This window comes from Rubrivivax gelatinosus, assembly GCF_004340905.1.
GTDB lineage: Bacteria > Pseudomonadota > Gammaproteobacteria > Burkholderiales > Burkholderiaceae_C > Rubrivivax > Rubrivivax gelatinosus.
The window spans coordinates 143,274-156,985 of sequence record NZ_SLXD01000003.1 but is presented as its reverse complement, the minus strand read 5'-3'; the positions used below and the strand labels follow the sequence as shown (position 1 = coordinate 156,985).

Annotated in this window: 7 protein-coding genes; 4 read left to right on the top strand and 3 right to left on the bottom strand. The window is 71.6% G+C overall.

Going from position 1 to position 13,712, the window contains the following annotated elements:
- Positions 1–14: 14 nt before the first annotated feature.
- Both ppk1 and polA read right to left on the bottom strand, forming a co-directional pair.
- Positions 15–2,096, bottom strand: coding sequence for a polyphosphate kinase 1 (gene ppk1, locus EV684_RS06245; protein ID WP_132645348.1), 2,082 nt, complete (start codon positions 2,094–2,096; stop codon positions 15–17).
- Between the two features lie 237 nt (positions 2,097–2,333).
- Positions 2,334–5,084, bottom strand: coding sequence for a DNA polymerase I (gene polA, locus EV684_RS06240; protein WP_132645347.1), 2,751 nt, complete (start codon positions 5,082–5,084; stop codon positions 2,334–2,336).
- 229 nt (positions 5,085–5,313) lie between these two features.
- Here polA and EV684_RS06235 point away from each other — a divergent pair, with 229 nt between their 5' ends.
- From EV684_RS06235 to EV684_RS06220, 4 genes are read left to right on the top strand one after another with little or no spacing between them, the layout of a single operon-like run.
- Positions 5,314–9,102: a beta strand repeat-containing protein gene (locus EV684_RS06235; RefSeq protein ID WP_132645346.1), complete on the top strand. Its 3,789-nt coding sequence runs from the start codon at positions 5,314–5,316 to the stop codon at positions 9,100–9,102.
- Positions 9,103–9,130: 28 nt separating this feature from the next.
- A complete protein-coding gene (locus tag EV684_RS06230) occupies positions 9,131–9,469 on the top strand; it encodes a hypothetical protein (protein ID WP_242478375.1) in 339 nt (112 codons plus the stop codon).
- 51 nt (positions 9,470–9,520) lie between these two features.
- The gene (locus EV684_RS06225) at positions 9,521–10,501 is read left to right on the top strand and encodes a homoserine kinase (RefSeq protein ID WP_132645345.1); all 981 of its coding nucleotides are present in this window, start codon (positions 9,521–9,523) and stop codon (positions 10,499–10,501) included.
- Positions 10,502–10,509: 8 nt separating this feature from the next.
- Entirely contained in the window at positions 10,510–11,328 is an 819-nt protein-coding gene (locus tag EV684_RS06220) for a BPSS1780 family membrane protein (protein ID WP_132645344.1), read from the top strand.
- A 25-nt stretch (positions 11,329–11,353) separates the two neighbouring features.
- On the opposite strand, the gene EV684_RS06215 is transcribed toward EV684_RS06220, so the two are convergent.
- Positions 11,354–13,708 carry a UvrD-helicase domain-containing protein gene (locus tag EV684_RS06215; RefSeq protein WP_132645343.1) on the bottom strand — a complete coding sequence of 785 codons (2,355 nt, stop codon included), beginning with the start codon at positions 13,706–13,708 and terminating at the stop codon, positions 11,354–11,356.
- Between the last annotated feature and the right edge of the window lie 4 nt (positions 13,709–13,712).

Sequence of the window (13,712 nt, the reverse complement as noted above, 5' to 3'; positions counted from 1 at the left end):
CGTGCGGCCCCCGTTCAGCGGTAGCGCTGCATCAGCGCCTGCTGGGCGCTGAGGCCGGCCTCGGCGACGCGCCGGTACTCGCCGTCGGCGTCCAGCGTCCAGGCGTCGAGCTCGTCGTGCAGGTAGGGCACGAGCGCCTCGTCGATGATGCGCTGGCGCAGCGCCTTGTCGCGCACCGGCCAGGCCAGCTCGATGCGGCGGAACATGTTGCGGCTCATCCAGTCGGCGCTGGACAGGTACAGGATCTCGTCGTCGTCGCCCTCGCCCCAGCGGAAGTACAGCACGCGGGTGTGTTCGAGGAAGCGGCCGACGACCGAACGCACGCGGATGGTGTCGGTGTGCCCCGGCACGCCCGGCGGCAGCATGCAGGCGCCGCGCACGACGAGGTCGATCCTCGCGCCGGCGCGGCCGGCTTCCATCAGCGCGCCGATCAGCCCCGGGTCGGTCAGCGCGTTGACCTTGGCGACGATGCGCGCCGGGCGCCCCGCACGCGCCGCCTCGGCGACCTGGGCGATGTGGCGGATCAAGGTGCGGTGCAGCACGAAGGGCGCGGTCAGCATGCGCCGGGTGCGCATGCGGCCCTGGCTGGCGAGCTGCTGGAAGACCGCGTCGGCATCGGCGGTCAGCTCGGGGTCGGTGCTGAGGTAGCCCAGGTCGGTGTACAGCCGCGCGGTCTTCGGGTTGTAGTTGCCGGTGGACAGGTGCACGTAGCGCCGCAGCCGGCCGTGTTCGCGGCGCGTCACCAGCATCAGCTTGGCGTGGGTCTTCAGGCCGACGACGCCGTAGACCACCTGCGCGCCGACAGCCTCCAGGCGCTCGGCCCAGTTGATGTTGGCCTCCTCGTCGAAGCGGGCGGTGAGCTCGACGACGGCCATCACCTCCTTGCCGCGGCGCGCGGCCTCGATCAGCAGGTCCATCAGCACGCTCTGGCTGCCGGTGCGGTAGATCGTCTGCTTGATCGCCAGCACGTCCGGGTCCTCGACCGCCTCGCGCAGGAACTGCACGACCGGATCGAAGCTCTCGAACGGGTGGTGCAGCACGAGGTCGCCGTCGTGCAGCCGGGCGAAGATCGAGCGCCCCGGCGGCAGTTCCGCCGTCGGCCAGGTGGGCTCGTAACGCGGGAAACGCAGCGTGTCGGCGCCGGCCTGGTCGATCAGCTCGGTCAGCCGGGCCAGGTTGACCGGGCCGTTGACCTTGTACAGCGCGTACTCGGGCAGCTGCAGCTGGCGCAGCAGGAAGTCGTGCAGCTCCTTCGGGCAGCTGTGCACCACCTCCAGCCGGATGGCCAGGCCGAAGTGGCGTTTGCTGAGGTTGCTGCGCAGCGCCTGGCGCAGGTTGGTCACGTCCTCCGCGTCGTACTCCAGCTCGGAGTCGCGCGTGACGCGGAACTGCGAGAAGGACTCGACGCTGCGCCCCGGGAACAGCTCTTCCAGATGGGCGCGGATGACGCTGGTCAGCAGCACGAAGGCCTGGCGGCCGCCGCTCACCGCCGCCGGCATGCGGATCACGCGCGGCAGCACGCGCGGCACCTTGACGATGGCGATCGAGTTCTCGCGCCCGAAGGCGTCGCGGCCGCCGAGCCGGGCGATGAAGTTCAGCGACTTGTTGGCCACCAGCGGGAACGGGTGGCTGGGGTCGAGCACCAGCGGCACCAGCAGCGGCCGAACCTCGCGCTCGAAGAAGCGGCGCACCCAGCGGCGCTGGGCCTCGTCGCGGTCGGCGTGGTTGACGACGACGATGCCGTGGCGCTGCAGCTCGGGCACGACCTCGTCGTTGAGCATCGCGTACTGCTCGTCGATCAGCTGGTGCGCGGCGGTGGCCACCGCGGCCAGGTCGTCGCGCGAGACGCCGCTGCCGGGCCGGCGCGAGGCTTCGGCCAGGTCGGCGAAACGAACCTCGAAGAACTCGTCGAGGTTGGACGAGACGATGGTGACGTAGCGCAGCCGCTCCAGCAGCGGCACGTCGGGCCGGCGCGCCTGGGCGAGCACGCGGCGGTTGAACTGGAGGATGGAGCTTTCGCGGTTGAGCAGCGTCGGGGATGGCGAGGCGGCCGGCATTGCCAGCAAGGCCTCGCCGACGCTCGTGTCGTCGGCCATGACAGCAGTTTATGAACGCCGCGCGACAGAACCGTGACAAGGTCACCGGGACTTTCACGCATGCTCGGTCCAAGGAAGGAGCATCGTGCCAAGCAACGTCGAAAGAACGATGTCAGCGAGCGCGCGCGGCCGAGACGGCGTGCGCGATCAAGCTTCCCGCCACGGCCCGGCTTTGCCGGGCCGTCGGCGGACGGCCCCCTTGGGGGGTAGCGAGCGCTAGCGAGCTTGGGGGCTCACTCAGTGGGCTTCGTCCCAGTTGGCGCCGATGCCGACTTCGGCCACCAGCGGCACCTTCAGCGCCGCGACGCCGGCCATCAGGCGCGGGATCGCGTCCTTCGCCCAGTCGAGCTCGGCTTCGGGCACCTCGAGCACCAGTTCGTCGTGCACCTGCATGACCATGCGCGTCGCACGGCCCTCGGCGTCCAGCGCCTGCTGCACGGCGATCATCGCCAGCTTGATCAGGTCGGCGGCCGTGCCCTGCATCGGCGCGTTGATCGCCTGGCGCTCGGCGCCGCTGCGCCGCGGGCCGTTGCCGGAGTTGATCTCCGGCAGCCAGAGCCGGCGGCCGAAGACGGTCTCGACGAAACCCTTCTCCTTGGCGCGCACACGGGTCTCGTCCATGTAGCGCTTGACGCCGGCGAAACGCGCGAAATAGCGGTCGATGTAGTCCTTGGCCGCCTTCTGCTCGATGCCCAGGTTGCTCGCCAGGCCGAAGGCGCCCATGCCGTAGATGAGGCCGAAGTTGATGACCTTGGCGTAGCGGCGCTGCTCGCTCGTCACCGCCTCCAGCGGCACGCCGAAGACCTCGCCGGCGGTCGCGCGGTGCACGTCGATGCCTTCGGAGAAGGCGCGCAGCAGGCCTTCGTCCTCGCTGATGTGGGCCATGATGCGCAGCTCGATCTGCGAGTAGTCGGCGCTCAGCACCACGTGCCCCGGCGGCGCGACGAAGGCACGGCGCACACGCCGGCCTTCGGGCGTGCGGATGGGGATGTTCTGCAGGTTGGGCTCGTTGCTCGCCAGCCGGCCGGTCACGGCCACCGCCTGCGCGTAGTTGGTGTGCACGCGCCCGGTGGCCGGGTTGACCATCAGCGGCAGCTTGTCGGTGTAGGTGCCCTTCAGCTTGGCCAGGCTGCGGTGCTCGAGGATGCGCGCCGGCAGCGGGTAGTCGGCGGCGAGTTCGTTCAGCACGTCCTCGTCGGTGCTGGGCGCGCCGCTGGCGGTGCGTTTCTTCACCGGCAGGCCCAGCTTGCCGAACAGGATCTCGCCGATCTGCTTGGGGCTGCCCAGGTTGAAGGGCTGCTCGGCGATCGCATAGACCTCCTGCTCGAGCGCGACCATGCGCTCGGCCAGGTCGCGGCTCTGGCGCGCCAGCTCCTGCGGGTCGACGAGCACGCCGTGGCGCTCGATGCGCGCCAGCACCTCGGCCACCGGCATCTCGATGGCCTCGTAGACGTGGCGCAGCCCGGCGTCGGCCTCGATCTCGGGCCACAGCACCTGGTGCACGTGCAGCGCCATCTCGCTGTCCTCGGCCGAGTACTCGGTGGCACGCGCGACGTCGACCTGGGCGAACGGGATCTGGTTCACGCCCTTGCCGCACAGGTCCTCGTAGGACAGGCCCTTGCGGCCGAGGTGGCGCTCGGCCAGGCTTTCCAGGCTGTGCGGCTTGTGCGCCTCGAGCACATAGCTCTCGAGCATCGTGTCGTGGCGCACGCCGGCCAGCCGGATGCCGGCGTTGGCGAAGACGTGGCGGTCGTACTTCAGGTTCTGGCCGAGCTTGGCGCGCGAGGCGTCCTCCAGCCAGGGCTTCAGGCGCGCCAGCACCGCGTCCATCGGCAGCTGCTCGGGCGCGTCGGGGCCGGCGTGCGCCAGCGGCACGTAGGCGCCGCGGCCGGGCTCGACGGCGAAGCTGATGCCGACGATGCGCGCCTTCATCGGCTCCAGCGAGTCGGTCTCGGTGTCGATGGCGACCAGCTCCGCGGCCTGCAGCCGTTCCAGCCAGGCGTCCAGGCGCTCCCAGCTGGCGATCGTCTCGTACTCGCGGGCGATCTCGACGGCCGGGGCGGCCGGCGCGGCGCCGGTCGAGGGCGCTGCTGCGGGCGTGTCGCCGCCCTGCCGGCCCTCCAGCTCGCGGCCCCAGGTCTTGAAGCCGTAGCGGCGGTAGAAGTCGAGCAGCCCGGCCTCGTCGGCGGCGCGCAGCGCCAGCGCGTCCAGCGCCGGCCAGCCGGCGACGTGGGCCGCGAGGTCGCAGTCGCAGGCCACGGTGACCAGACGCCGCCCCTGGGGCAGCCAGTCCAGCGCCCGGCGCAGGTTCTCGCCGGCCACGCCCTTGATCGTCGCGGCGGCGGCCATCACGCCGTCCAGCGAGCCGTGCTCGGCGATCCACTTCACGGCCGTCTTCGGGCCGACCTTCTCGACGCCCGGGATGTTGTCGACGGCGTCGCCGACCAGCGTCAGGTAGTCGACGATCTTCTGCGGCGGCACGCCGAACTTGGCCAGCACGCCGGCCGGGTCCAGCGTCTCGTTGCTCATCGTGTTGATCAGCGTGACGTGCTCGTCGACGAGCTGGGCCAGGTCCTTGTCGCCGGTGGAGACGACAACGCGGTGGCCTGCGCGTTTGGCAACGCAGGCCAGCGTGCCGATGGCGTCGTCGGCCTCGATGCCGGGCACTTCCAGCACCGGCCAGCCGAGCAGACGCACGACCTCGTGGATCGGCGCGATCTGCTGCACCAGCGGTTCGGGCATCGGCGCACGCTGCGCCTTGTAGTCGGCGTACCAGTCGTCACGGAAGGTCGGGCCCTTGGCGTCGAAGACGCAGACGGCGTGTTCGGCCGGCACCTGCTCGCGCAGGCGTTTCATCATCGCGACCATGCCGTGCAGCGCGCCGGTGGGGAAACCGTCGGGCGAACGCAGGTCGGGCAGCGCGTGGTAGGCGCGGTAGAGGTAGCTGGAGCCGTCGACCAGCAGCAGCGTGGGGCGGGTGTCGTCCATGCGGCGATTGTCGGTCAGGCGATCACGCCTTCCGGTCGGGTGCAGCCGGGATGCGCCGTGAGGCCAGCGACACGCCTGTTGGTGTTCCTGACGAACGCTTACCCGGCACCCCCTCGAGCGAACAGCCGGACGCCGCCCTCCCGTCTTGTTCACTATCAAGCCGAAGTCGATGCTGCACGCGGTGGCTCGGCGATTGCCGGGCCGTGCCTCGGACGACGGGAGGTTAGAGATGAATCACAGACTCCATCGCAGACCTTGGCTGCCACGCACGCTGCTGGCGACGCTGCTGTCCGCTGCGATTTCACAGTCCTGGGGCGCGAGCGTGTCCGACCAGGGTCCTCCCGGGGCCGACGGCTCGGACGGCGTCACGACGGGCCAGGCCGGCACCGCTGGCGGGGACGGTGGGGCCGCCAGCGCCGATGCAGTCGGCAACGGCGACGCGTCGAACGACGCGTACGCCCTAGGCGGATCTGGCGGCAGCGGCGGCCACGGCGCTCCGGGCGATGCGGGCTCCGTCGGCGGTGCAGCGGGCCACGGCGGAGCCGGCGGCGACGCCGCCGCGACCGCGGTCTCGGCTCCATTGGGCGGCCCCGCGACCGCTGTCGCCGTCGCCGAGGGCGGACGGGGCGGACACGCCGGATCGCCGGGAGCCGATGGTGGCGCAGGCCCCGGCTCGCTCGCCCTCGCTGGTGCGGGCGGCGCAGCACGGGCGATCACCGATGCCCGCGCACAGGATGATGGGTCAGCCACTGCAAGCTCGCGCGCGATCGGCGGCGAGGGAGGCGGAGCGTCCACCAGCGGGTCACGAGCGGCCGACGGCGCCACGGCCACCGGGAGCGCTCGGGCGCAATCAGGGAGCGGGAACGCCACCGCGTCGCTGTATGCAGGCGGCGGCCTCGGCGGCCGGGCCCGGGGCAATGCGGCGGCGGGAGACGGCGGCAGCGTCACGCTGAACGATGCGGTCGCTGCGTTCGGCGCCGGCGAACTGTCGCTCACGCAGACCGCAGAGGGCGGAGCGGGCGGAGAAAGCGAAGACGGTCTCGCCGGAGCCGGCGGGGCAGCAAGCTCGTCGTTGTCGTTCGCCGACATCGCTACGGCCGCGTTCTTGCGCGGCAGCGTGTCTGCCATTGGCGGTGACGGAGGCTGGACGACCTACGGAACGGCCGGCCGCGGCGGCGATGCGGCGGCAAATGCGAATCTCTCGGTACCCGGCAATGTGTTCCTCGAGACCCGAGCCGCGGGCGGGGATGGCGGCGGTAGTTACGTCGCGGCCGGCCACGATGGCGGGGCTGGAGGAGACGCCGTGGCCTCCGGGACGGCGACATCCACGGACTCCGGCGGCGCGGGCGTCAACGTCAGTGCCACGGGCGGGGCGGGCGGCAGCGGCTACTTCGGATTTGCCGGCGGCGCTGGGGGCACGGCGCGAGGCCAGGCCGCCGCCTACAGCCAGTCGCGTGACGTGTCAGTGAGCTTGACCCTCACCGGTGGCGCAGGCGGGCAAAGCGGTGGGGGCGCGCGCGGGGGGCGTGGCGCAGACGCCAGCGCGGTCGACGCGGTTCGAGGCGCGACGTCGGGCACGCTGACGATGACCCAGTCCGCCGTGGGCGGCCGGGGCGGCGACAGCGGCGCGCTGGCCGGCACGGGCGGCGAAGCAAGCTCTCGACTGAGCTTCGCGGATCTCGTCGCCTACGGCGTGTCCGTGTCGGTGACCGCGTTCGGTGGCACAGGCGGCAACGGTGAGACCGCGGGAACTGCAGGAAATGCCACAGCGATGGCTGCAGTCACCGGCGGTCCAGGGTCGTCTGTCTTTGCTCAGGCCGTCGGCGGCAATGGCGGCAACGGCTCTTTCGGCGAGGGCGCGAAAGGTGGCGACGCGGCGGCGCACGCCTCGCTGACGGCGAACACACCCACGTCCGCACGAAAGGTCAGCGCCTCTGCGCAGGGGGGCAACGGCGGCAGTGCACGCGGCGCCGGATACCGTGGCGGGGACGGGGGCAGCGCATTCGCGCAGGCGCAGGGCCAGAACGTGTCGGCCATCGAGGTGGTGGCGCAAGGGGGCCACGGCGGCGCGGCGGTCGAATCGGCCAGCGGGGGCAGCGGTGCCACGGTGACGCTCGAAGACGCGCTGTCAGGCACGGGCAACTACCTGCAACTCAAGCAGATGGCGATCGCCGGCAACGGTGGAAACGCCAGCGACAGCCAAGCGGGAGCGGGCGGTGGTGCATCGTCCTCGCTGAACTATGCGAACGCCTCCGCCTGGCATCTGGAAGCCACGGTCGCTGCGACGGGCGGCCTCGGCGGGACCAGCTTCAGCGACGGCGCTGCCGGTCGTGGCGGCGATGCGATCGCGCGCGCGACGATCGCCGGCAACGACGAAGTGACCGCGACCGTTCTCAGCTCTGGAGGACACGGTGGCAGCAGTTGGGAACGCTCCGGCGTCTCCGGAGGAACGGCGCTGGCCTACGGCAGCGTCACGGCGGCCAGCGACGGCTCCGCTCGGTCCTGGGTGCAGTCCTACGGTGGTGATGGAGGCGAAAGCCGGGGCGCAGGCCTTTCCGCCGGCACCGGCGGCACGGCGGGCGGCGAATCCCGAGCCTTCAGCAGCAGCGGCATCGCCTGGGCCGAGATGACGGCCACGGCCGGCAACGGCGGCTATGGCGACGCCGGCGCCCACGGCGGTCGAGGTGGTGACGTCGAGCTGTCGAATGCGGTGGGCGGCGCCACGAGCCGCTCCCTGCTGCTGGTTCAGAACGCGCGCGGCGGCGGCGGCGGCACTTCGCTGTCCGCTCGCGGCGGCGATGGCGGCAACGCGATCAGCCTGCTGTCATACGCGGAGCCAGGCACGAACGATGTCTCCGCGCAGGTGGCCGCGACCGGTGGCGCAGGCGGCGCAGGCGGCGCGGGAAGCGCAGGCGGGCGCGGCGGGAACGCGCGCGCGGAGGTCCGGCTCGACAGCCTCGCCCAGCTGCGCACCGCCGATGCAACCGTGATCGCGACAGGCGGAAGCACCCGCGGGGGAGGTGCCGGAGGTGAGGCGTTCGCACGCGCCAGCGTGGTCGCGCATGGCGCCGCCTCCGCCACCGCCGAAGCCCATGGCGGGCTGTCGAGCACCGGCAGCGGCCGCGCCGACGCCAGTTCGACCGCACGCTCGATGCTGGCATACGGTTCGGTCGAGGCTCGGGCCTTGGCAGCTTCGCCGACCGGCCAGGCGAACGCAGACGCACGGAGCTATTCGCTGGACTCGGCACTGTCGCACGCGAGGTCGCAGACCGAGGGGGTCTCGGGGCGGGCTTCCGGCCTTGCCGAATCGACCGGTTCTCACGGCCTGAGGACGACCGCCACCGCCAGCGCCAGCACGAACGGGCAGACCGAAGTGGACGCCCAGGCGACGCACGGCGCCAACATCCCGACGCTGCCGAACACGAGCAACACGTTCTGGCCACAGGCTTTTGCCATCGTCAACGGGACGCCGGACCCCTTGAGCGTCGAGCAACGCCTTCTCGACGCCCCGCGCGTGGCAGCGGCGCTGGCGTCGCAGGCCGTGGGCGTGATCGGCGTCGCCGGGAGCGGCGCGAACCACGAAGCGTCGGTGAATGGAACGCAGACATTCGTCGGCAGCACCCGCTACGAGTTCACGCTGCCTGCAGCCAGCCCCGTCGTCGTCGGCCTCCTGGATCTCGTCGGCCGCGACAGCGGCGATCCAATCGACTTCTCGTTCAGCGTCAGCAACTTCGATACGACGCTGGTGACACAGAGCTTCACGACGCTGGCCGGGGCCGAGGCCTACTTCGAGGACCAGCCGCTGATCCTGGGCACGTTGGACGGCATGGTCGACCTAGTCATCAGCTTCAGCTTCGAGAGCTCAAGCGACCAGGCCGTCGGCTTCGAGTACCTGCTGGCCGCCGGCCCGCTGGCCGCCGCGATCCCCGAACCGTCAACCTGGGCGCTGTGGCTGGGCGGCCTGTCGCTGCTCGGAGGCCTTGCGCGGATGCGGGATCGACGCCGCACGCGGCGCTGAGCCGCGGGCCCGACCTAGAATCGGGCCCATGGCGCGCCGTCCTGTCCGAATCCTCCCGCTGCTGGCCCTCGCGGCCGCGGCCAGCTGTGCCTCGGCCCAGACGGCCCAGACGGCCCTGCCGCCCGATGCCTCGGCCTCGGCACCCGCCTCGCGCGTGCCCGAACCTGCCATTCAGCGCCAGGTCTCCGAGGACGACAACGTGCGCATCGAGGAACTCAAGGTGCGCGGCCAGACGCAGAGCATCACCGTGCGCAGCAAGCTGCCTGGCGTGAAGCCCTACGAGATCGTGCCGTCCAGTGGCGCGCGCGATCCGTCGCAGCCCGGCGACCTGTCGGGCCAGCGCCTCTGGCACATGCTGTCGTTCTGACCGTGGGCGCGCAGCATCGCGGCGCCGCGGCCGTCCTCGCGGGAGCCTGACTTGGCCGTCTACACCGAAGTCGGCTTCGAGGAGGCCGACGCCCTGCTCCGCCGCCTGGGCCTGGGCGCGCTGAGCGAGCTGCGCGGCATCCGCTCGGGCATCGAGAACACCAACTACTACGCGACGACGGCGCGCGGCCAGTGGGTCCTGACGCTGTTCGAGCGCCTGTCGCGCGACGAGCTGCCCTACTACTTGGCGCTGATGCAGCACCTGGCCCAGCACGGCATCCCGGTGCCGGCGCCGCAGGCCGATGCCGGCGGCAGCCTGCTGCACACGCTGGCCGGCAAGCCGGCGGCGGTGGTCACGCGCCTGCCCGGCGGACACCGGCTCGCGCCCGAGGCCCCGCACTGCGCCCAGGTGGGCGCGATGCTGGCGCGCGCCCACCTGGCTGTCGCCGACCTGCCGCTCGAGCAGCCGCACCTGCGCGGGCTGGACTGGTGGACGGCCACCGTGCCCGAGGTGCTGCCCTTCGTCGACGCCGCACAGGCCGAACTGCTGCGTGACGAGCTCGTGTTCCAGCAGCAGCTCGCGGCCTCGGCCGCCGGGCGCTCGCTGCCGCGCGGCGCGATCCACGCCGACCTGTTCCGCGACAACGTGATGTTCGACGAGACCGCCGGCGAGGACCGCCTGTGCGGTTTCTTCGACTACTACTTCGCCGGCACCGACACGCTGCTGTTCGACATCGCCGTCTGCCTCAACGACTGGTGCGCCGACCTGACGACCGCCAGCCTCGACGAGGAACGCGCGCTCGCCTTCATGGCCGCCTACCAGGCGGTGCGCCCGCTGACGCATGCCGAGATCCGGCTGATGCCCGGTCTGCTGCGCGCCGCGGCCTTGCGCTTCTGGCTCTCGCGGCTGCGCGACTGGCACCTGCCGCGCGACGCCGCGCTGCTGCAGCCCAAGGACCCCGCCCACTTCGAACGCCTGCTGCGCGAGCGCATCGACAATCCGTGGCACCCGCCGGCCACGCCCAGCCCCTGAATCCCCGCATGCCGCTGCAACTGAAGACGGTCGATCCCGCGCGTGGTGCGCGCTGGCTGCGCGACGCCTTCGCGCTCTACGCCCGCCGCCCGCTGGCCTTCACGGCGCTGTTCGCCGTGTTCCTGTTCGCTGCGCTGGCGGTGTCGCTGGTGCCCATCCTCGGCGGCGTGCTGCAGATGATGTCGCTGCCGATGCTGTCGCTGGGTTTCATGGTGGCGGCGCAATCGGCGCTGCTGGGCGGGCCGGTGACGCCGGCGCAGTTCGTCGAGCCGCTCAAGAGCGACGCCCGGCGGCGCACCTCGCTGCTGGTGCTGTGCGCGCTGTACGGCCTGTGCGCGATCGCGATCCTGGTGATCTGCGACCTGGTCTCCGGCGGCGCGATGCAGCGCCTGCAGGAACTGATGGCCCAGGGCACGGTGCCGCAGGAGGAACTGGACGCGCTGATGGCCGAACCCGGCGTCACCACCGCCGCCGTGCTCGGCCTGGTGCTGGGCACGCTGCTGTCGGTGCCGTTCTGGCACGCGCCGGCGCTGGTGCACTGGGGACGCCAGGGCGTCGCGCAGTCGCTGTTCTCCAGCACGCTGGCGGTCTGGCGCTGCAAGGGCGCGTTCTTCGTCTACGGCCTGGCCTGGTTCGTCGTCGCCACCGTCTTCGGCATCGTCGCGGCGCTGGTGTTCTCGCTGCTCGGCGCGCACAGCGCGGCCTCGATGCTGGCGCTGCCGGCGGGGCTGCTGTTCTCGACCGTGTTCTACGTGTCGCTGCTGTTCACCTTCAACGACAGCTTCGGCGGCGCCGACGCGGTGCGGCCGCCGGTCGAGCCGGTCTGAGACCGCCCGGCCGGCGCCCTGCCGGTCACTCGATCGGCGTCAGCTTGGCCATCGCCAGCAGCAGCCACTTGACGCCGTGGCGGCCGAAACGCACCTGGGCGCGCGCGTCCTCGCCGCTGCCTTCGAGCGTGACCACCACGCCCTCGCCGAACTTGGTGTGGAACACCGCCTGGCCGGCCCGCAGCGCCGGCTGGCCCGGCGCCGCAGGCGGGGCCTTGGGCGTGAACGGCACCGGCTGCTGCCAGGGCTCGGCACGCTCGACACGCCCGGCGCCGACGATGCCCGACAGCCCCTGGCCGCGGTCCCAGGCCTGGCGGTACTCGCGCGCGTAGCCCGAGCCGAAGCCCTGCTGGCGCGGCGTCAGCCACTTCAGCGCGCCTTCGGGCAGCTCGTCGAAGAAGCGGCTCTTGACGTTGTAGCGCGTCTGGCCGTGCAGCATGCGGGTCTGGCTGAAGCTCAGGTACAGGCGTTTCCTGGCGCGCGTGATCGCCACGTACATCAGCCGCCGCTCCTCCTCGACGCCGTCGGCGTCCGACAGCGACTGCTCGTGCGGGAACAGGCCTTCCTCGATGCCGGTGATGAACACGGCGTCGAACTCCAGGCCCTTGGCCGAGTGCACCGTCATCAGCTGCACCGCGTCGGTGCCGGCCTGGGCCTGGTTGTCGCCGGCCTCCAGCGAGGCGTGCGTCAGGAAGGCCGCCAGCGGCGAGACGATCTCGCCGGTCTCGGCGTCGGGCACCGGGACGGCGGTCTCGCCGCCGCCGGCCAGCGTGCCGGGCCCGTGTTCGTCCAGCGGCAGCGCCACCGCGTCCTTGCCGAAACCTTCCTGGGTGACGAAGCTCTCGGCGGCGTTGACCAGTTCCTGCAGGTTCTCGATGCGATCCTGGCCTTCCTTCTCGGTGCGGTAGAAGTCCAGCAGCCCGCTCTCGTGCACCACGTGCTCGATGATCTCGCGCAGCGTCAGGCCCTGGGTGGCGGCGCGCATCGCATCGAGTTTGTGCACAAAGCCCTGGAGGTTGATGCCGCCCTTGCCCGGCACCGCGCCGGCGCTCTGCGCCAGGCTGCGGCCGCTGGCGCGCGCGGCGTCCTGCAGCAGCTCGACCGAACGCGCGCCGATGCCGCGCGCCGGGAAGTTCACGACCCGCAGGAAGCTGGTGTCGTCGTCGGGGTTCTCCAGCAGCCTGAGATACGCCAGCGCGTGCTTGATCTCGGCACGCTCGAAGAAACGCAGGCCGCCGTAGACGCGGTACGGCACGCCGGCGTTGAACAGCGCGCTCTCGATGACCCGGCTCTGGGCATTGCTGCGGTAGAGCACCGCGATCTCGCTCCTCGGCAGGCCGCCGCGGTGCAGCTCGCGCGCCTCCTCCAGCAGCCATTGCGCCTCGGCGTAGTCGCTGGCCGCCTCCTGCACGCGGATCGGCTCGCCGGGGCCGGCGTCGGTGCGCAGGTTCTTGCCCAGACGCTGCGCGTTGTGCGCGATCAGCGCGTTGGCGGCGTCGAGGATGTTGCCGAACGAGCGGTAGTTCTGCTCGAGCTTGATGACCCGCTGGACGCGGTACTCGCGCTCGAAGTCGGCCATGTTGCCGACACGCGCGCCGCGGAAGGCGTAGATGCTCTGGTCGTCGTCGCCGACGGCGAACACGCCCTGGCCCGCCTGCCCCGGCGGCGCGAACATCTTCAGCCAGGCGTACTGCAGCCGGTTGGTGTCCTGGAACTCGTCGACGAGCACGTGGCCGAAGCGGCGGCGGTAGTGCTCGCGCAGCGGCTCGTCGTCGCGCAGCAGCTCGTAGCTGCGCAGCATCAGCTCGGCGAAGTCGACGACACCCTCGCGCCGGCACTGCTCCTCGTAGGCCTCGTAGACCTGGACCAGCTTGCGCGTGTGCTCGTCGAAGGCCTCGACGTCGCGCGGCCGGCGGCCCTCCTCCTTCTGCCCGGCGATGAACCAGGTCACCTGCTTGGGCACGAAACGCTCCTCGTCCAGGTTCATCGCCTTGACGACACGCTTGACCGCCGAGAGCTGGTCGCCGCTGTCCAGGATCTGGAAGCTCTGCGGCAGCCCGGCGGCCTTCCAGTGCGCACGCAGCAGGCGGTTGCACAGGCCATGGAAGGTGCCGATCCACATGCCGCGCACGGCGAACGGCAGCATCGCGCCCAGGCGCGTGAGCATCTCCTTGGCGGCCTTGTTCGTGAAGGTGACGGCAAGCACGCCGCCGGGCGAGGCCTGGCCGGTGGCCAGCAGCCAGGCGATGCGCGTGGTCAGCACGCGCGTCTTGCCGGAGCCGGCGCCGGCGAGGATCAGCGCGGGCACGGCCGGCAGCGTCACGGCGGCGTGCTGTTCGGGATTCAGGTTGCGCAGCAGCTGCGCGTCTTGGAGATGCATCCCG